14 protein-coding genes and 1 pseudogene are annotated in these 18,412 nt (G+C 71.2%); 5 read left to right on the forward strand and 10 right to left on the reverse strand.

Annotation, left to right across the window (positions count from 1 at the left end; translation table 11 throughout):
• The first annotated feature begins 30 nt into the window (after positions 1-30).
• Together ABZ876_RS02925 and ABZ876_RS02930 are read left to right on the forward strand one after the other, a co-directional pair.
• Positions 31-1,623, forward strand: a complete 1,593-nt coding sequence (locus ABZ876_RS02925) for a PspC domain-containing protein (protein ID WP_361773306.1) — start codon at positions 31-33, stop codon at positions 1,621-1,623.
• Complete coding sequence (locus tag ABZ876_RS02930) at positions 1,610-1,852, forward strand: hypothetical protein (protein WP_361773309.1); 243 nt, start codon at positions 1,610-1,612, stop codon at positions 1,850-1,852. The genes ABZ876_RS02925 and ABZ876_RS02930 overlap by 14 nt, the downstream gene beginning before the upstream one ends.
• 483 nt (positions 1,853-2,335) lie before the next feature.
• On the opposite strand, the gene ABZ876_RS02935 is transcribed toward ABZ876_RS02930, so the two are convergent.
• From ABZ876_RS02935 to ABZ876_RS02945, 3 genes are all read right to left on the reverse strand, one after another.
• Positions 2,336-2,869, reverse strand: a complete 534-nt coding sequence (locus ABZ876_RS02935; protein ID WP_361773312.1) for a DoxX family protein — start codon at positions 2,867-2,869, stop codon at positions 2,336-2,338.
• 258 nt (positions 2,870-3,127) lie between these two features.
• The gene (locus ABZ876_RS02940) at positions 3,128-4,417 is read right to left on the reverse strand and encodes a hypothetical protein (protein ID WP_361773315.1); all 1,290 of its coding nucleotides are present in this window, start codon (positions 4,415-4,417) and stop codon (positions 3,128-3,130) included.
• Positions 4,418-4,617: 200 nt separating this feature from the next.
• Complete coding sequence (locus tag ABZ876_RS02945) at positions 4,618-5,412, reverse strand: class II aldolase/adducin family protein (protein WP_361773318.1); 795 nt, start codon at positions 5,410-5,412, stop codon at positions 4,618-4,620.
• 139 nt (positions 5,413-5,551) lie between these two features.
• On the opposite strand from ABZ876_RS02945, the gene ABZ876_RS02950 reads away from it, so the two are divergent.
• Entirely contained in the window at positions 5,552-6,025 is a 474-nt protein-coding gene (locus ABZ876_RS02950; RefSeq protein WP_361773321.1) for a pyridoxamine 5'-phosphate oxidase family protein, read from the forward strand.
• A gap of 17 nt (positions 6,026-6,042) precedes the next feature.
• Here ABZ876_RS02950 and guaA read toward each other — a convergent pair whose 3' ends face one another.
• Positions 6,043-7,623 carry a glutamine-hydrolyzing GMP synthase gene (gene guaA / locus ABZ876_RS02955; RefSeq protein WP_361773324.1) on the reverse strand — a complete coding sequence of 527 codons (1,581 nt, stop codon included), beginning with the start codon at positions 7,621-7,623 and terminating at the stop codon, positions 6,043-6,045.
• Positions 7,624-7,977: 354 nt separating this feature from the next.
• Here guaA and ABZ876_RS02960 point away from each other — a divergent pair, with 354 nt between their 5' ends.
• The gene (locus ABZ876_RS02960; RefSeq protein ID WP_361773327.1) at positions 7,978-8,364 is read left to right on the forward strand and encodes a chorismate mutase; all 387 of its coding nucleotides are present in this window, start codon (positions 7,978-7,980) and stop codon (positions 8,362-8,364) included.
• A gap of 657 nt (positions 8,365-9,021) precedes the next feature.
• Here the strand turns inward: ABZ876_RS02960 and ABZ876_RS02965 are convergent.
• The gene (locus ABZ876_RS02965) at positions 9,022-9,252 is read right to left on the reverse strand and encodes a hypothetical protein (RefSeq protein WP_361773330.1); all 231 of its coding nucleotides are present in this window, start codon (positions 9,250-9,252) and stop codon (positions 9,022-9,024) included.
• Here ABZ876_RS02965 and ABZ876_RS02970 point away from each other — a divergent pair.
• Entirely contained in the window at positions 9,236-10,060 is an 825-nt protein-coding gene (locus ABZ876_RS02970) for an LPXTG cell wall anchor domain-containing protein (protein ID WP_361773333.1), read from the forward strand. The two genes, ABZ876_RS02965 and ABZ876_RS02970, sit on opposite strands and share 17 nt — an antisense overlap.
• A 211-nt stretch (positions 10,061-10,271) precedes the next feature.
• Here ABZ876_RS02970 and ABZ876_RS02975 read toward each other — a convergent pair whose 3' ends face one another.
• The 5 genes and pseudogenes from ABZ876_RS02975 to ABZ876_RS02995 all read right to left on the reverse strand — a co-directional run bounded on the left by ABZ876_RS02975 (position 10,272) and on the right by ABZ876_RS02995 (position 18,279).
• Positions 10,272-12,035 carry a GMC family oxidoreductase gene (locus tag ABZ876_RS02975; RefSeq protein WP_361773921.1) on the reverse strand — a complete coding sequence of 588 codons (1,764 nt, stop codon included), beginning with the start codon at positions 12,033-12,035 and terminating at the stop codon, positions 10,272-10,274.
• 155 nt (positions 12,036-12,190) lie between these two features.
• Complete coding sequence (locus ABZ876_RS02980) at positions 12,191-13,831, reverse strand: succinic semialdehyde dehydrogenase (RefSeq protein WP_361773336.1); 1,641 nt, start codon at positions 13,829-13,831, stop codon at positions 12,191-12,193.
• A 125-nt stretch (positions 13,832-13,956) separates the two neighbouring features.
• A pseudogene (locus tag ABZ876_RS02985) lies at positions 13,957-14,313 on the reverse strand (protein kinase); the annotation flags it as partial.
• 51 nt (positions 14,314-14,364) lie between these two features.
• On the reverse strand, positions 14,365-16,371 hold the full coding sequence (locus ABZ876_RS02990; protein WP_361773339.1) for a glycosyltransferase family 2 protein: 2,007 nt from the start codon (positions 16,369-16,371) through the stop codon (positions 14,365-14,367).
• 270 nt (positions 16,372-16,641) lie between these two features.
• On the reverse strand, positions 16,642-18,279 hold the full coding sequence (locus ABZ876_RS02995; protein ID WP_361773342.1) for a serine/threonine-protein kinase: 1,638 nt from the start codon (positions 18,277-18,279) through the stop codon (positions 16,642-16,644).
• Between the last annotated feature and the right edge of the window lie 133 nt (positions 18,280-18,412).

The raw sequence follows: 18,412 nt of genomic DNA on the forward strand, positions 1-18,412 counted from the left end.
CCGGGCGGCCGCGGCGGCGACCATGGACACATGACGGATCAGCGGCACACGGCAGCGGGGCGGGACCCCGGCTCGGGGCACGGCCCCGAGGCCCGGCACGCCTCGGGTGCCCCGGGAGAGGAGCCGCGCGCGCACGAGGACACGACCGTACGGCAGGATGCGGCCGTGCGGGAGAACGGGGCCGAGGACGGAAACGCGGGCGACAGCGTGAGCGAGGGCGGGCACGAGGACGCGGGCCGAGACCCCGGCGGGACCGCGTGGAAGACCACGGGCGCCGACCACTCGGCCGCGCGCGAAGGGGGCGGTGCGCGGGGGGAGCCACCCGGGCGCGACGACACGCCCTCCGAGGGTGAGGCGGGCGAGGGCGCCGGCCACTTCCGGCGTGACCGGCGGTACAAGATGCTGGCCGGCGTCTGCGCAGGGCTCGGGCGGCAGTGCGACATGGACCCTGTGATCTTCAGGATCGGTCTCGCGGTACTCTCCGCGGCGGGCGGCCTCGGCCTCGTCTTCTACGGCTTCTGCTGGCTCTTCGTCCCCTACGAGGACGAGGAGGAGAACGAGATCCGCAAGCTGCTGACCGGCCGCGTCGACGGACAGGGCCTGGCCGCTGTCCTCTTCGCCCTGGTGGGCTGCGGAGTCTTCCTGTCGATGCTCAGAAACGGCGGGGTGCTGACCTTCGCCGTCGTCCTGTCCCTGCTGCTCGCCGGCGCGGGGTACTGGTCGCGGCACCGCGGCGCCCCCGACCCGGACCCGCTGGCCGCCCAGGCGGTGGCCGACGCGCCCCCGGAGGCGACGGCACCCCCCGTGCCCGCCGCACATGCCTCCTGGTGGCGCGAACCCATCGTCAAGGACGGCACGCATGTGGGCGGTACGGGCTATCTGTGGGGCCCGAGCGACACCCCGAGCCGTGATGTCGCGGCGGCGGTCAACATCGCCCGCGGCACCTCCTACGGACAGCGGATGGGCACCGCGCCCCGCCCCAGACCGCGGGGGCCGCGCTGGATCGGCGGCTGGGTGTTCCTGTTCGCGCTGCTGGCGGGCGGCCTTGGCACCGGTCTGACCTGGAACGGCCATGCTCTCGGCACCAGCCTTCAGACGGGCCTCGCGTGCGCGCTCGTCGTGTTCGGCACGGGCATCGCGGTCAGCTCCTTCCTGGGGCGTACGGGAGCGGGCTCGGTCTTCCTGGCCCTGCTCACGGCGGGTCTGCTCGCCGCGTCGGCGGCGTTGCCGAAGGACATCGGCACTCACTGGACCCATACGACATGGGCGCCGGCCTCGGCGGCCGCCGTGCAGGGGAGGTACGAACTGGGCACCGGCGTGGGCACCCTGGATCTCAGTCATCTGAAGCACACCGGGGACCGGACGGTGACGACCCGGGCGGAGGTGGGTGTGGGCCGGCTGAAGGTGGTGGTTCCGGCGGACGCGACGGTGAAGCTGAAGATCGACACGGGTGTCGCCGACATCCGGTTGCCGGGCGATTCCAGGAAGGACGTGGACGTCGAGGCCGGCAGGCACAAGGAGCTGGCGCTCTCTCCCGCGCCGGGGACGAAGAGCCTGGCCAGGCTCGACGTCAGCCTCGAGGTCGGTGTGGGCCAGGTGGAGGTGACCCGTGCTGCGTCATGAGTTCCAGCCCGGCCGGCTGATCGCCGGCGCTTTCGTGGCCGCCGGGGGGGTCGTCTTCATCGGCGACGCGCGTGGCGTCTGGGAGACGCCGTGGTTCGCGATCGTCCCGCTCGTCGGCGGCGGGCTCTGCCTGGCGGCCGTGGCGGGTCTGATGACCCGCGCGATACGCAGGGGCCGCAAGTCCCCCGAGGAACCCCCCACCGAACGGGACGGGGCGACGGCCCCGTAGTGCGAACAGCAACGGCCCCCCGACCCGCCCGCGCAAACCGACAGCCGCGCGAACACCGCCACACGACCCCAAGGCCGAGCCCGAGCAGCTCCGGTCCACCGGCACACGCCGCGCACCGGCACACGACCGCACCACCGAGTCCGAACACCGCCGGTCCACCGGCACACGCCGCGCACCGCCGCACGCCTGAGCGTCACGCGCGCGAGCGCCCCGGCGCGGCTGCGCCTCGGCGCGCGACCGGCAGGCGGCCAAGGCCCGCGGTGCGACCCGCACTGCCAGAACCGAGCACCGCCGGTGCACCGGCGGACGCCGCGCACCAGCCGCGCGGGCGCCCCGGCGCGGGCGCGCATCGGCGCGCTACCGCGCCGGTGGTGGCCCGTGTCTCGTCTTAGCAGCGGCACGCGCCCGAACGGCCTCCAGGCGACCGCCCCGCGCGGCCTCGATGTGGAGGCCCGGTTCGCGGGGGTTCGGGTGGGGGTGGGTTTACCAAAGAGCGTCGGTGCGGCGGCGTTGGCGGCGGGAGCGGAGGGCGGCGTCCAGGGAGAGGACCGGGGCGCCGGCGAGTACCAGGGGCAGCCAGGCCATCAGGTAGGCGAGGTCGTTGCCGTAGTAGTAGGGAGAGGAGGCCCAGCTCACGGTCAGCCACAGGCTCAGGGAGATCAGCGCGCCGCCGAACGCGGCGAGGCGGGACAGCAGGCCGACGAGCGTGCCGATGCCGACGGCCAGCTCACCGAGGGCCATGGCGTATCCGAAGCCGGAGGGATTCTTCAGCGCGACGTCGACCATGGCCGGGATCGCGGAGGAGCCGCGCACGGTGCGCATCAGGTCGCCGATCGAACCGGAGCCGGAATCGTGCAGGAAGGTGCTGCTGGTGAGTTTGTCCAGGCCCGCGTAGATGAAGGTGACGCCCAGGAAGATCCGCAGGGGAATCAGAGCGTACCGAGTGGCGGTGTCCCGCCACGAGCTGTTCTCCTCGATGTACGAAGTGTGGGAGTCCGTGCGCATGCTCTGAGTCATCGTGTCCGCCGCCTCTCACCCGCCAGCTGTTGACCCCTCAACAGACCATACGTGCGAAGGGGCTGGACCGCTCAACCGGTGTGCACCGACTTTCCGCCCTCCCGTCCCCGAAGACCACCGCCCGTGGACCCATGTCGTTACGAACAGCCCGGTCCCGGCCGCCCCTCCCTCCGTACTTCCCGTACTTCGCTCCGCCGTCCGACGGAACAAGCAGGTCGTCGTACCTGGCTGAGCCGAACGAGCGGAAACCGGTCCGTGTCATTCCGTCACGTCGATGGTGACCCGGTTGGTTTCGACTCCGGCCGCCGTCACCACCTGGACGTCCACCCTCCCTGGTTCCACGTCGGCCGGCACCGGGACCGTCAGCAGCGTGTCCGTGGGGTTGCTGAAGCCGCCGGGGACCGGGACGAGGGGCACATGGACATGGACCGGGCCGATGCGGACCGCCATCCGGGACAGACGGTCCGCCGTCTCGGCGCCGGGCGGTACGAAGCCCGCGCCGCGGATCTCGATGTCGTCGCCCGTGCGGATCGGGGCATCCAGATCGCCCGCCTCCCGGGCCCGGACCACCGAGAGGACCACCGGGCGGCCGCCTTCGGCGTACTTCCCGGCGAGGTAGGTGGCCGCGGAGACCAGCACCAGCAGGGCGAGACTCCACGGCAGATCGGGAAGCCGGTCGGGGCGGCGGGCCAGCCGTACCACCGCGAAGACCAGCGCGACCCCGCTGATCACCACATACTGGATGTCCGCGAAGCTGCCGCGTCCGGAGTCGTCCGTCAGCAGATCCGCCGCCCGCGGCCGGTCGGCCCGTACCTTCTGAAGGCGCTGGCCGAGGATCCGCAGGCTCACCACCCTGCGTACCAGGACGGCGATCCCGCACACCGCGGCGACCACGGTCACCACGCCCGCCCCGCGGGCGAGATCGAGCCCCGCGATCAGCGCGTCGCGCCTGCCGTGCGCCGAGGCCACCGTCAGCTCCCCGATCAGCACCAGCAGCGCGTACACCACGAACAGCACCCAGCCGGCCGCCACCGCACGCGAGGTGGACAGCCGGTTGTCCTCGCCGATGACGGGCGCGAGCGCCCCGCCGCGCGCTCGGTGCAGATATCCGGCGGCGGTCAGCGCGCCACCCGCCAGCACGGCCGCGGCCAGTCCGGCCGTCCGCGCCGCGGTCCATCCCGCCCCGATCGCCGTCAACGCCTGCGTCAGCAGCAGAACGCACACCGCGCTCCACACCACGATCGCCGTGAGTCGCCACAGCCGGCCCAGCCAGGCCTCGCCGTCGGCCCGGCTCCGCTCGGCGACCAGGTCCGCGGACTGGGTCAGCTCGTCGGACACCCACTGCCGGGACGCGGACGCGGAGTACGCGACCGCCGGGGGCAGCCCCCGTCCGGAGGCGAACTCGTCCCGTTTCGCAAGGAATTCCGCGACCGCGCGCCGGTGTCCCTCACGCGCGCCGTGCGGGCAGTCCCCGCAGGTGCAGCCACCCTCGTGCGCACCCGGACCGCTTCCGCGCCCCGCGCCCTGCCTCGCCTCCTGCACCGCCACGACCGCTGCCGCCTTCCCCGCGCCAGATTCCAAGCCGCACCCGCCACCGCAACTGGCATGCGACGACAGCGAATTGTGCCGTACCGGACACGCCTCTCGTCCGTCAGGTCCGGTCACGGCGGGTGAAAGAACGGACTGTCGATTGACACTCACCGTGAAGGCGGCCGTGCTGCGCCTCCTCGGACCGTCGCCGCGGACGGTCAGCTCAGCAGGTCAGGCTCGCTGCGGCTGATGTCCTGCCACAGCGGCTGGTAGTTGATCCAGGCCACCAGGTCCCCGCCGAGCTGCTCTCGAGTCTCCACCGCCTGTCGGTGGTCTATCAGGACGGGGCGTCCCGCGGCCTTCGCGGTCAGCTGCACCTGGCAGGAGCGCTCCATCGACAGGAACCACCACGCCGCAGCGTCCACCGAGTCGCCGACGGTCAGCAGCCCGTGGTTGCGCAGCACGAGCGCCTTGCGGCTGCCGAGCGCGGAGGCGATCCGGCGGCCCTCCTCGACGTCCACGGCGACCCCGGTGTAGGAGTCGTAGACGGCGTGGTCCTCGTAGAAGGCGCAGGACTCCTGGGTGATGGGGTCGAGCAGATCACCGAGCGCCGCAAGGGCCCGTCCGTGCACCGAGTGGCAGTGGGCGACAGCCACGACGTCCGGGCGGGCGGCGTGCACCTGGGCGTGCACGGTGAACGCCGCCTGGTTCACGTGGTAGCGGCCCTCGATCACCTGCCCGTCCTGGTTGGCGAGCACCAGGTCGCTCACGGTGACGTGCCGGAAGGGCATCCCGAACGGATTGACCCAGAAGCAGTCGGTGTACTCGGGGTCGCGGGCGGTGATGTGCCCGGAGACGCCGTCCTCGAGGCCGAGCCGTCCGAAGATCCGCAGCGCCCCCGCGAGCCGCTCCCTGCGGTGCGCCCGTTCGTCCTCGACCGACTCGTGCATCGGCGGCATCGCGAACGTGAGCCGGTCGGTGGGCAGGGGCGGGGGCGGAGTGGGGCCGTGCATGGGTCCTCCGGCAATGGGTTGCTTGACGTGCGGCAAGTTACCGTCGGTCAGGTCCGGATGACAGCGCAGGTTTGTAAAGATGACGCTCACGTCCGATACCGGACAGAAGATGTCGTGTTTCGGCGCCAGACTCGGTCCCATGACCACGAACTGGGCGGCTTTCGCCGCGGCGGAACCCGATCTCGCCACCATCGTCGAGGCGCGCTTCGAGGCGTTCACCCACCATGTCCTCGCGACGCTCCGCAAGGACGGCTCGCCGCGCAGCACCGGCATCGAGGTGCGTTTCACGGACGGTGAGATGTGGTTCGGCATGATGCCCGGCTCGCTGAAGGCGCTCGACCTGCGCCGCGACCCGCGTTTCGCGTTGCAGGCGAACCCGGGGCCGGGAACCGGCATGGGCGGCGGGGACGTGCGGATCGGCGGGCGGGCGGTCGAGGTCGACGATCCCGCCACGAAGGGCGCGTATGTGAAAGAGGTGGAACCGCCGCAGCCGTTCCACCTCTTCCGCACCGAGTTGACGGAGGTCGTGCGGACCTCCGTCGAGGACGAGAAGTATCTGGTCGTCCGGGTCTGGAAGCCCGGGGAGCCGGTGCGCACGCTCCGCCGGACCTGAGCCTCACCGGAGCAGGCTCACTCCCATTCGATGGTGCCCGGCGGCTTCGACGTCACGTCGAGAACGACCCGGTTGACGTCACGGACCTCGTTGGTGATCCGGGTCGAGATACGGGCGAGGACGTCGTACGGAAGCCGGGACCAGTCGGCGGTCATGGCGTCCTCGGAGGAGACCGGGCGCAGCACGATCGGGTGGCCGTACGTCCGGCCGTCGCCCTGGACACCGACGCTGCGGACATCGGCGAGCAGGACCACGGGGCACTGCCAGATGTCGCGGTCGAGGCCCGCCGCCGTCAGCTCCTCGCGGGCGATGGCGTCGGCCTCGCGGAGCAGGTCGAGCCGCTCCTTGGTGACCTCGCCGACGATACGGATGCCGAGCCCCGGGCCCGGGAAGGGCTGGCGCTGGACGATCTCCTCCGGCAGGCCCAGCTCCTGGCCGACCATGCGGACCTCGTCCTTGAACAGCTTGCGCAGCGGTTCGATCAGCTTGAACTCGAGGTCCTCGGGCAGACCGCCCACGTTGTGGTGCGACTTGATGTTGGCGGTGCCGGTGCCGCCGCCGGACTCCACCACATCCGGGTACAGCGTGCCCTGGACCAGGAACTCCACGGCCGGGCCCTCGTCGGCGATGATCTCGGCCTGCGCCTGCTCGAAGACGCGGATGAACTCACGGCCGATGATCTTGCGCTTCTCCTCGGGGTCCGAGACGTCCTTGAGGGCGCCCAGGAAGCGCTCCTCGGCATCGACGACCTTCAGCTGAACGCCGGTGGCCGCGACGAAGTCCTTCTCGACCTGCTCGGTCTCGCCCTTGCGCATCAGTCCGTGGTCGACGTACACGCAGGTCAGCTGGGAGCCGATGGCCTTCTGGACGAGGGCGGCGGCGACGGCGGAGTCCACACCGCCGGACAGACCGCAGATCGCGCGCTTGTCTCCGACCAGCTCGCGGATCGCGGCGACCTGCTCCTCGATCACATTGCCCGTGGTCCAGTTCGGTTCCAGGCCCGCACCGCGGTACAGGAAGTGCTCCAGCACCTGCTGGCCGTGCGTGGAGTGCATGACCTCGGGGTGGTACTGGACGCCGTAGAGCTTCTTCTCGTCGTTCTCGAACGCGGCGACCGGGACGACGTCCGTGGACGCCGTGACCGTGAAGCCCTCCGGGGCGGCGGAGCAGGCGTCGCCGTGCGACATCCACACGTGCTGCTCGGCCGGGGTGCCCTCGAAGAGGGTGGAGGACGTCTTGGAGACGTACAGGTCGGTACGGCCGTACTCGCGGGCGCCGGAGTTGTCGACGGTGCCGCCCAGCACCTGCGCCATCAGCTGGAAGCCGTAGCACATGCCGAAGACGGGGACGCCGGCCTCGAAGATCTCGCGGCCGAGGCGGGGGGCGCCCTCCTCGTACACGGACGAGGGGCCGCCGGAGAGGATGATCGCCGCCGGGTTCTTGGCGAGTATCTCCTCGACCGGCATGGTGCTCGGCACGATCTCGCTGTAGACCCGGGCCTCGCGGACGCGACGGGCGATGAGCTGGGCATACTGCGCGCCGAAGTCGACGACCAGAACGGTGTCGGGGGCGGCGGCAGCGTGGGTCGCTGATGACACGGGGTGCCTTCCGGCGGTCGGGCGGGGAGTCTGTGCTACCGATTCTAACGGGGTGGCCGTGTGACGCCTTCCGCCTGCCGGGGGGCGGCCGGGCCCCCGGCAGGCGTGTCTCACCATCCGAGCCCGGTTGGACGCCGTCCGTCACCACGGCATACTGGGGGCCATGCTGACGCACACGACCTTCGTCTTTACCTATGGCACCGGGCCCGCCGGATGCCATGGTCGTGCTGCTTGAGCCACTGACAAGCGACTTACCAGGCGCCCCGGGCCGATACGGTCCGGGGCGCCTGGCGTTGTACGGACCGTGCCGATCCGGGGCCCCTCCATCCGCCACCGACCATGAGGAGCCCGGCCATGACCTCCGTCACCCCCGAACAGACCAACACCACCCGGCAGGCCGGCACCGCCGCGAAGAGCAGCGCCGCCGAGCGGGCCACCGCCGAGAAGACCACCGCCGAGAAGACCACCGCCGAGAAGACCGGCGCCCGTACGCCCGAGGCCGCCGGTGTGATCACCGGCGCGCGGGCACGTATCGACGCGCTCGACGACCGCATCATCGGCCTCATCCAGGAGCGCATGGCGGTCTCCGCCGTCATCCAGGAGGCCCGCATCACCTCCGGCGGCCGCCGGGTGAACCTCTCCCGCGAGATGGAGATCCTCGGCCACTACCGGGAGGCGCTGGGCAAGCCCGGCACCGCCCTCGCGATGACCCTGCTGGAGCTGTGCCGGGGCCGGGTCTGACGGCGGCCGCGCAGCCTCCCGCGACTCCCCGCACGGGCGTTCGACCGGATACATGTGCACCTGCCGCCTCACCCGTACGGCGCGTGACCGGGGCCTCGAAGACATCGTTGGTCCCGGTGTCCGTGCCAGCCAGGGGCGGGCCCGAAAGAACCACGCGTGGCTTCGCTGGAGCGATGAGGCGTACGGCCGGTGCCGTGCGTCGTGGGACCTCGCTCCGGGACACGACCGGACGGCAGGGGACAGCAGCCCGGTCACCAGTAAGCGGCCGGTTCCGGGGACGCCCGGAGCCGGCCGGCACCCTCGGCGGCCGGACAGCCGGGCGAGATCACCTGCCCGCTCACAGACAGGCGGCGCGACCCCCCGGCGCCGCTGCCCGGGCACCGGCACTGCCCTGACGTCGGTGCCGGCGGAAGAGGGCCCCGCGGACCCCCGCCTTCTCGGCTCACCTCGCGGCGGGGGATCCCCCCGCCGCGGGGCCCTCACCGCTCAAGGCAGGCCGCGTAAGAATTTTGTCAACCTGAGGCAACCATTCACAGGGTTCACAGGTCACACCTCGCGAACCATGGGCCACTGCCGCGCCCCACACGCGGAGGTCCCCCCATAGCTGTGCCGCACCATCGCGGCACAACGGACTTCTCGAGGTCTTATGAAGCTTCGTCATGCCATCGCCACCGCGGTTGCCTCGGCGGCCATGACTCCGCTCGCACTGCTCTCGGCGCCGACCGCGTTCGCGGACGACGCGCCGGCCTCCGCCTCCGCGACCGAAACCGCAGCCACCCAGTCGCCGACCAGCCCGGCGACGGCGACCGACAGCACGACCACCCCGGCGGGCGGCGAGTCCTCGGCGTCGACGTCGTCGGCGCCCACGACCATGGCCCCCGCGGGCAAGCCCACCTCCTCGGCCACCGCGTCGGTCACGCCGAGCGGGAGCCAGACGCCGAAGAGCGGGCCGACCGACCCGTCCGGAGGCTGGTCGCCGGACCAGTGCGACGAGTTCAACCTGGACGAGAACCTCAAGATCACGGTGAAGGGCCTGCCGAACAAGATCGTCGCGGGTTCCGGCTGGCACAACTTCACCTTCTCGGTGCGGAACGACTCCCACACCGACCTGAAGAACGTGTGGGTCGACACGTTCACCGAGTACGCCGACGGCAAGTCGGACGACTCCCTGGCGTTCGACCTCGCCCAGCTCCAGTACAAGGACCCCGAGACCGGCAAGTGGACCGACTCCTACCAGGACGGGGACGGTGACACCGTCTTCTCCGGCACCTTCGTCGGCGTCATCGACGCCATCGACAAGGGCGCCACGGTCGGCATGGACCTGCGGGTGCGGGTCAGCGCCAAGGCCCCGGCAGGATCCTCGTTCGCCATGAGCAGCGCCATCTACGCCGGCAAGGGCACGGCGTGCAACGGCAACGGGGACTCCTACGAGTTCACCGTGCTCGCGGCCGGCACCAAGCCGACCGACAGCGGCGACGCCAAGCCCACCGGCGACAAGCCGACCGGCAAGCCCAAGACGGACATGAAGCCGCAGGGCGGCTCCGAGCAGCTCCCGGTCACCGGCAAGCTCGCCTCGACCGGGTCGTCGTCCATGCTGCCGGTCATCGGCCTCGTCGGCGGTGTCGCCGTCGTCGCCGGTGCGGGTGCGGTGTTCGCCGTGCGGCGCCGGAAGACGGGTGCTCAGGCCTCCGTATAACGGCCGCAGGACGCGCGGCGCTCGCGCCGCGCGCCGTGGCACCACAGAGAGGAGGACTTGGACTCGGAGGGGGGTCCAGGTCCTTTTCCCTTGTTCCGTCGCCGTCGTACACCGCCGTAGCGCGCCGTCGTGCGCTGCTCTTGCTTGCCTGTACGCCGGTTCTGGTCGTCCGTATTGTCTGTATCGCCCGTACCCGTACGTACGCCTGTTTCTACTCGTCCGTGTGCGCGGCGCTCGGGCTCTTCGGGGGCACCGCCGGCATTCCCAGGAACGGCAGTCGCAGGGCCCCGAAGGCCTTCTCGGGCACCGCAGGGCGCCGGGGTTCCACCGGCTTCAGACGCTCGTAGGCCGCACCCTGCGCCGGGCGAGGGTCCGCCTCCCCCTTGTTCGGCCAGAACGACATCGCCCGCTCGGCCTGAGCGGTGATCGTCAGAGACGGGTTGACACCCAGGTTCGCCGACACCGCCGCGCCGTCGACCACCGAGATCCCGGGGTGGCCGTAGAGCCGGTGGTACGGGTCGATCACTCCGGTCTCGCGCGAGGCGCCGATGGGGCAGCCGCCCAGGAAGTGCGCGGTCAGCGGGGTGCCCATCAGTTCGCCGACGTTGCTGCCCGCGAATCCGTTGATCTCGACGGCGAGCGCGGACGCCGCCTCCGACGCCGATCTGATCTGCTTGGGGTTGGGCGCGCCGTGGCCCTGCCGGGCCGTCAGCAGGCCCTTGCCCAGGCCCCTCGGCTTCAGATACGTCGTCAGGGAGTTGTCCAGCGACTGCATCACCAGGGCGATGATGGTCCGTTCCGACCAGCGGCGGTACGAGAGGGAGCGGACCAGCAGCCACGGGTGCCGCGCCACGTTCGCGAGCCAGGCAACAGCGCGGGAGGAGCCCTCCGCATAGGGGACCTGAAGGGTCGACAGATAACCCATCGCGTTCGAGCCCTTGCCGTAGCGGACCGGCTCGATGTGCGTGTTCTCGTCCGGGTGTATCGAGGACGTGATGGCCACGCCACGGGTGAAGTCGAGCTTCTCGCCGTGCGCCTTGCGGTAGCGGCGGTCGTCCGTCCGCGCGCCAACCAGCGCCTCCGAGTTGGAGCGGGTCAGTTCGCCCAGCCGGCCGGAGATGTGGGGCAGTTGGCCGTTCGCCTTCATGCGGTGCAGCAGCGTCTGCGTCCCGTACGTGCCCGCCGCGAGGACGATCTGCCGTGCCGTGAGGATCCGGCCCTTGCCCTTGCGCCTGTCGTCCGTCGGTAGGGTCGCGACGGCGTAGCCGCCCCGGGAGTCGTCCGTGACCGACACTACGGTCGTCATCGGGTGGACGACCGCGCCCGCTTTCTCCGCGAGGTAGAGGTAGTTCTCGTTGAGGGTGTTCTTCGCGCCGTGGCGGCAGCCCGTCATGCACTCGCCGCACTCGGTGCACGCCCGGCGGGCCGGCCCGGCGCCCCCGAAGTACGGATCCGCGACCTCCTCGCCCGGCCTGGCCGTGGCCGTTCCGTCGGCGTCGTCGCCGTCGCCGAAGAAGACCGCGACCGGCGCCATGTGGAAGGAGTCTTTCACGCCCATCCGCTGGGCGGCCGCCTTCAGATGGACGTCCGCCGCGGTCACCGTGCGGTTGAGCCGGGCGCCGAGCATGCGCCGTGCCTGGTCGTAGTACGGCGTCAGCTCCTCCTGCCAGTCGGTGATGTCCTTCCACTGCGGGTCGTCGAAGAACGCCTTCGGCGGTACGTACAGGGTGTTGGCGTAGTTGAGGGAGCCGCCGCCGACACCGGCGCCCGCGAGCACCATCACGTTGCCGAGGAGATGGATGCGCTGGATGCCGTACAGGCCGAGGGTGGGCGCCCACAGGTAGTTCTTCAGGTCCCAGGAGTTCTTCGGCAGCGAGGCCCGCGTGAAGCGTCGGCCCGCCTCCAGGACACCCACGCGGTAGCCCTTCTCGGTCAGGCGCAGGGCGGTGACGGATCCACCGAATCCCGATCCCACGACGATGACGTCGTAGTCGTACCCCTCCTCGGCGTGTCCCTCGGCGTGCCCTGCCTCGGCGTGCCCTTCCTCGTCCCGGGCGTGGACAGACTTCTCCTGCGACACGTGCTCTCCTCGTTGGGTACGGGTGGGTGGCCGACCGAGATCGGGGGTGGCTAGCGGAAGCGGAACGCCTTCATCAGACGCAGGCTGCGGTTCATGAACGCCGCGTACCTCTCGTCGTCCATGCCGAGCGACGGTGCCATCGGCAGCAGCCGCTGATGGGCGACGGTCTGGGCCTCGGTGTACTTGAGGATGCCCTCCGAGCCGTGGCGGCGGCCGAGGCCGGAGTCCTTCATGCCGCCCATCGGCGACTGGGCGCTGCCGTACGCCGGCGCATAGCCCTCGTTGACGTTGACCGTGCCCGTGCGCAGCCGGGCGGCGACCTCGCGGCCGCGCCGGCCGTCCTTCGTCCAGACGGAGGCATTGAGGCCGTAGGGGGTGGCGTTGGCGCGTTCGACCGCCTCGTCCTCCGAGGTGAAGCGGTAGATCGACACGACCGGCCCGAAGGTCTCCTCCGCGCACACCGCCATCGGCGCCTCGACGCCGTCGAGAATGGTGGGCTCGTAGAAGTACGCGCCCACGTCCGGGCGGGCGACCCCGCCGGCCAGGACCTTCGCGCCCTTGGCCACGGCCTCCTCGACATGCCGGGTCACCGTCTCCAGTTGCCGCTCGCCGACCAGCGAACCCATGTCGGCCCCGTACGCGAGGGACGTGCCGAGCCGCATCGCCTTGGTGCGGGCGACGAAACGCTCCAGGAAGGCGTCCGCGACCGACTCGTGGACGTACAGCCGCTCGATGGAGATGCAGAGCTGGCCCGCGGACGAGAAACAGGCGCGCACCGCACCCGCGGCGGCCTTGTCGACGTCGGCGTCCTGAAGGACCAGCATGGCGTTCTTGCCGCCGAGTTCCAGCGAGACGCCGACGAGACGGGCGGCGGCGCTCTGGGCGACCTCACGGCCGGTACGGGTGGAGCCGGTGAAGGAGACGTAGTCGGCGTGCCGGACGACCTCCGGGCCGACGACCGGACCTTCACCGATGACGACCTGGAAGACCTCGGCGGGCAGTCCGGCCTCGATCAGCAGGTCGCGCGCCCACAGCGCGGTCAGACACGTCTCGGTGTCGGGCTTCATCACGACCGCGTTGCCCGCGGCGAATGCGGGGAGCGCGTCGCCGACCGACAGCTCGAGGGGGTAGTTCCAGGGCGCGATCTGGCCGACGACACCGCGCGGGTGGCGCAGTTCGGTGACCTTCGTCAGCGTCGGCATGGCACCGGTGTGCCGCTTCGGCTTCAGATACGAGGGGGCCGTACGGCCGTAGTGCCGGGCCGCGATGGCGACGGCCTGCACCTCCTCGTGGGCGTGGAGGCGGGCTTTGCCGGTCTCCAGCTGGATCAGGTCGAGGACCTCGGCCTGGCGGGCGAGCACCAGGTCGTGGAAGCGGAGCAGGACGGCGGCGCGTTGGCGCACGGGGGTCGCGCCCCAGGCGGCCTGTGCGGCGCGGGCGCGCTCGAATGCGAGCGTCACATCCTCGGGGGTGGACTCGGGCAGGTCGGCCAGCTTCTCACCGGTGAACGGCGTGTGGTTGGCGGTGCGGCCGGAGCCGACGACACCCTTGGTGAGCTGGGCGACCAGCTCCGGGGTGACCACGTCGACGGCGGTGCGGGTGCCCGCGGGGGCGGGCGCGAGCGGGTTGGTGCCGGCCGTACCCGTACGGGTCTTGTCGGTGGCCTTCTCCGGGGCCTGCGAGTCCGTCATGAGGCGCAGCGTATGCCGGGGTGAGGCGTTTGGGTACCCGTCGGTAATCCGCCTTCACGGGGTGTCCACACTGCGCCAGTGACCGCTGGCAGCAAATGCACTGATCAGGGCGTTGTCAGCCGCCCGAGCCCGATGCGGGCGACCTCGACCGGGGCCGGCGGACCGCGGCGCCTCGTCCAGGGACTCCCCGCGCACCAACTCCATGACGATCCAGGGGAATCCGTCCTCCACGACCACGTCGTGGATGGACACGGCCGCGGGATGGTCGACGCGGGCGGCGGCACGCGCCTCCCGGTAGAGCCGACGGGCGGCCCGTCGGTGCGCCTCCTCGTCCGGATCGCCCGGCAGGCGGGGCTGCTTGACGGCGACGTCCCGCTCCATGAGCTCGTCCACGGCACGCCATACGGTTCCCATGCCGCCGGAGCCGATCCGTTCGGTCACCGGTAGCGACCGTCGATCAGGCGTCCCGCGTCAGTACCCATGTTCCATCAGTACGGTGTGGAATCACGGGTTGTCGACGCGGGTCCGCCCGCTCAGGGCTTGACGCGGCCGACGACCGCCCTGACCAGCTCGGTCCTGGCGACGCGCAGCACGAACGGGTGGCCCTTCCCCGGAACCGGCTTCGCGTACCAGGGCAGGCCCCGTCGGCGCCACTTGGCAGGACCGAGGTCCTTGGGCAGCGCGGGCAGCGGCACCGACAGTCCTGCTCGGTCGCCGAGGCGGAGTTCACCGCGCCACACGCCGGCCGCGAGCTCCCGTACGTCCACACGCGCGGTGAAGCTGTCGGTGTGGGGGGTGCGCTGGACGGGGAAGGCCGCCGTCGCGCCGTCGTCGCCGGTGAGGGTGACGGTCAGCCCGCCCGGGAACTCCGCGAGCTTGCTGGTCCCGTTGATCACCAGTTCGGTCGGGTCGCTGGCCGACCAGCGCACCGTACCGATGCTGAGCCGCGACGCGACGTGGTGCTTCTTCTGCCCGAGGTCGAGGGTGAAGTTGCCGTACGGCTTGGTGGTGTAGAGCGTGACGGCTCGCGGGCCGTCCCCTGCGCCGTGGACAAGACGCGTGGTGGGCTCGCCGGAGACGTCGTCGGCACGCTTGCTGCCGATCCGCACCTGGCGCGTGACGCCCTGCGCACCGATCACGAGGGAGATGTCCCACAGTCCGTCGGGCAGCGGCTTGCCGTCGGCGGCGGTGGCGATGTCGACCACCGCCTCGAAACCGGCCTTCTCGTAGACGTACTGGCCCTCGTCCTCGTCCGCTCCCAGCCCCGGCGTCGCGACATGCGTGACGGGCACCCGGTACTCCGTCCCGCTGTCCCGCTCGCGCAGCAGGAGATCCGTGGACACATCCTTGGTCTCCACGCGGTGCAGATAGCCGTGTCCCGCCAGGTTCAGGGTGGTGCCGCTCAGCTCGGCCCGGCTGACGAGGTGCCGCACCCCGAGCTGGGGGGTGATGTCGTAGACGGAGTCCGGGATGCCGCGGGCGGGGTCGCGGAAGAAGGGGTAGCGGGCGTAGACGCGGCCGTCCTCGACGTGCACCGGGGTGGACACCTTGGTCTTGGCCAGCCCCCGCTCGAACCGGAGCAGTTCGATCGTCTCGTCGAGCATCCGGTGCCGCACCAGGTACAGGCGCAGCCGGGCCATGGCGGAGAGGTGGTCGTTCATGCCCTCGTGCCACAGCGGGGCGATGGTCTCGGCGAGCCGGGCGAGGGTCTCCTCCGCCTCCTCGCTCGGCTCGCGCGAGATGTGGGCGATGAGGTTCTGCACCTCGATGGTCAGATGGCGGTGCGCGAGGTGGTCGCGGTTCCGGCCCGGCGGCACGTTCTCGAGGAGCAGGTTGATCATGTGCGGGAGGAACCGCAGTCGCGGCTCCGAGCCCTTGGTGCGAGAGGTGGTGTTGCCGCCGTCCTCCCGCAGGGTGCAGAACAGGCAGTCGTAGTCGGCGACCACGGAGATGCCGCCCTTGGCGGCCAGATACGCCAGCGCCGTGAACGGCTGGTCCTCGCCGATGGGCAGGCCGGTCGGGAAGCGCAGCCCCTCCCGCTCCAGCAGTTCGCGTCGGAACAGCTTCAGCGGGTTCAGGGCCCAGTAGACCCGGGAGTTGAAGACGTCGGTCTTGGGCTGGTTGCGCTTGAACATCGACGCGGGAAGGCCGCGTCCGTTCACGCCGACCATCTTGCCGAGCACGATGTCGGTGCCGTTCTTCTCGGCCATCGCCACCATGCGCTCCAGGGCCTCCGGCCCCAGGTAGTCGTCGGCGTCCAGGAAGAACACGTACTGTCCGCGGGCGTGGCCGAGGCCGACGTTGCGGGGTGCCGACGGGCCGCCGGAGTTCTCCTGGTGGATGACGCGCAGAAGGCCCGGAAACAGCTCCGCGAGACGCTCGAGCTCCTTGCCCGTTCCGTCGGTCGAGCCGTCGTTGACCGCGATGACCTCGAGGGCCTCCCGGCCGATGGTCTGCTCGGCAACGGATGTGATGGAACGCGTCACATACGGCATCGCGTTGTATGCGGCGACGATCACCGAGACGGTGGGGCTGGCCATGCTCACGCTCTCCAGAAACTAGGGCACGCCCCACTTTTCGATTGACCCGGGCGCGACGTCGCCGGCTCTACGACCGTCGTCGTTTGCACACGCTTAAGGGGCAGGCATTATGCCGGTAAGAATCATGAAGATACCATGACCTGTCAATGACCCCATCGTGAAGATCCAGCGAATTCCCTCACTCCGGGCTCACTCCGCCCTCACCCCCTGACGTGGATCACCCGCCATATCGGGCGCCCGTCGCGTTCAGGGACACCCACCGAGCGCGGCTCAGAGCGTGTGGACGTCCAGGTTCGCGATCGCGGTGCGGGCCACCTCACGGCCGCGTTCCGTGAAGTCACCCTTGCCGGGGTAACCGATCGTGAGCTTGTACATGTTCCCCGCCGAGTCCTTGTAGTAGAAGATCTTCAGCTCGCGCGGGCGGGGGTCCTGGCTGTCGTCGGTCGTGTAGACGACCGTGTTCTCGGCGGCCTGCCTGCCACGGTACGTGGTCTGCTCCGGGTCGGTCCGCGGGCCCTTGGGCATGTCGAGCTGGTAGGCGCCGCCGTCCTTGAACGCGTCGTTGTCGGCGTACATCTCGGCCGCCGAGGAGTCCTTGATGCCGTGGGCGGAGTCCTCGGACTTCTTCGCCAGGTGCAGGTCGACCCGGATACCGCCGCTCCAGTCGGTGTAGGTCACCCGGTTCTGGTCGGTGTCCTCCTTGCGGGGCCGGCTCACCTGGTAGTCCGCGGGCACCGCGAGCGTCACGCCCAGCGTCTTCTCCGGTCGCTGCTTCCAGCCGTCCGGGAGCGGGCCCGCGAACGGGTCGGCGACGGCCAGGTAGGCCCCCACCACCGTCGCGAGGACCCCGGCACCGATGCCGAGGAGCAGTTTGCGGCCGAGCCGCAGGCCCCCGCCGCCGGGCACCGTGATCTGTGCGGGCTGCGGTGGCCGTGCCGCCTCCTGGAGCAGCCTGCGGACCTCGGCCGCATCGGGGCGGCGCGCCGGGTCCTTGTCCAGCAGACCGCCGATGGCGTCGGCGAGCGGGCCGCGGGCCGCGGCGGGCGGCGCCGGGGTGGAGTGCAGGACCGACTGGAGGGTGGCGGGCGTGTTGGTGCGGCGGAACGGCGACACACCCTCCGTCGCCGCGTACAGCAGCACCCCCAGCGACCACAGGTCCGCCGCCGGGCCCGGGCGCCGGCCCAGCACCCGTTCGGGCGCGATGTACTCGGGCGAGCCGACGAAACCACCGGTGTCCGTCAGCTTCGTCTCGCCCTCGATCTGTGCGATGCCGAAGTCGGTGAGGACGACCCGGTCATGGCGGCCGAGCAGGACGTTGTCGGGCTTCACATCGCGGTGCAGTACGCCCGCCGCGTGCGCGGCCTCCAGCGCGCCGAGCACCTCCAGGCCGATCCTCGCCGCCTCGCGCACCCCGAGCGTGCCCTCCTGGAGCACCTCGCCCAGGGAGCGGCCCTGCACCAGCTCCATCACGATCCACGGCCTGCCGTCCACCACCGCCACGTCGTGGACGTTGACGACCGCGGGGTGGTCGAGGCGCGCGGCGGCCCTGGCCTCACGGCGCATCCGCTCAAAGGCGTTGGCCTGTTCGCGCTCGGGAAGGTGGTCGGGGACGCGGGGTTCCTTGACGGCGACCTCCCGGTCCACCGTCTCGTCCTTGGCCCGCCACACCGTGCCCATACCGCCGTGACCGAGCCGGGCCAGCAGCCGGTAGCGCCCGGCGACGAGCCGCCCGGCCCCCGGCTCCCCCGGAGCCTCGGCCACGGCCTGGGTGCGGGCCGCGTGGGGCTGGGGGACCGACTGCGGACGGGCGTACGGGTTTCCCGGATGCGGCGCCCGGGGCTGCGGCGGTTGCAGTGCGAAACTCGTGGGCTCGTCGGGCCCGTAGGAAACTCCCCCGTTGTCGCTCATGCGTCCATGCCTATCGCGCCGGGCGTCCCCTCAGCCACCCCCGCACCCCACCGGTCACAGACCCGTGACGCACACGCGATTCCGGGGTCACGTGGCCACCCCGACCGGCCCGACCGGCCCCCTCACCTCAGTG

This window comes from Streptomyces sp. NPDC046931 (genome assembly GCF_040644655.1).
Lineage (GTDB): Bacteria > Actinomycetota > Actinomycetes > Streptomycetales > Streptomycetaceae > Streptomyces.

Coding starts and splice junctions, on each gene's coding strand:
- ABZ876_RS02925 (WP_361773306.1), top strand. CDS start 31: ATGACGGATCAGCGGCACACGGCAGCGGGGCGGGACCCCGGCTCGGGG.
- ABZ876_RS02935 (WP_361773312.1), bottom strand. CDS start 2,869: ATGACTCAGAGCATGCGCACGGACTCCCACACTTCGTACATCGAGGAG.
- ABZ876_RS02945 (WP_361773318.1), bottom strand. CDS start 5,412: ATGCACGGCCCCACTCCGCCCCCGCCCCTGCCCACCGACCGGCTCACG.
- ABZ876_RS02950 (WP_361773321.1), top strand. CDS start 5,552: ATGACCACGAACTGGGCGGCTTTCGCCGCGGCGGAACCCGATCTCGCC.
- ABZ876_RS02960 (WP_361773327.1), top strand. CDS start 7,978: ATGACCTCCGTCACCCCCGAACAGACCAACACCACCCGGCAGGCCGGC.
- ABZ876_RS02970 (WP_361773333.1), top strand. CDS start 9,236: ATGGCCCCCGCGGGCAAGCCCACCTCCTCGGCCACCGCGTCGGTCACG.
- ABZ876_RS02980 (WP_361773336.1), bottom strand. CDS start 13,831: ATGACGGACTCGCAGGCCCCGGAGAAGGCCACCGACAAGACCCGTACG.
- ABZ876_RS02990 (WP_361773339.1), bottom strand. CDS start 16,371: ATGGCCAGCCCCACCGTCTCGGTGATCGTCGCCGCATACAACGCGATG.
- ABZ876_RS02995 (WP_361773342.1), bottom strand. CDS start 18,279: ATGAGCGACAACGGGGGAGTTTCCTACGGGCCCGACGAGCCCACGAGT.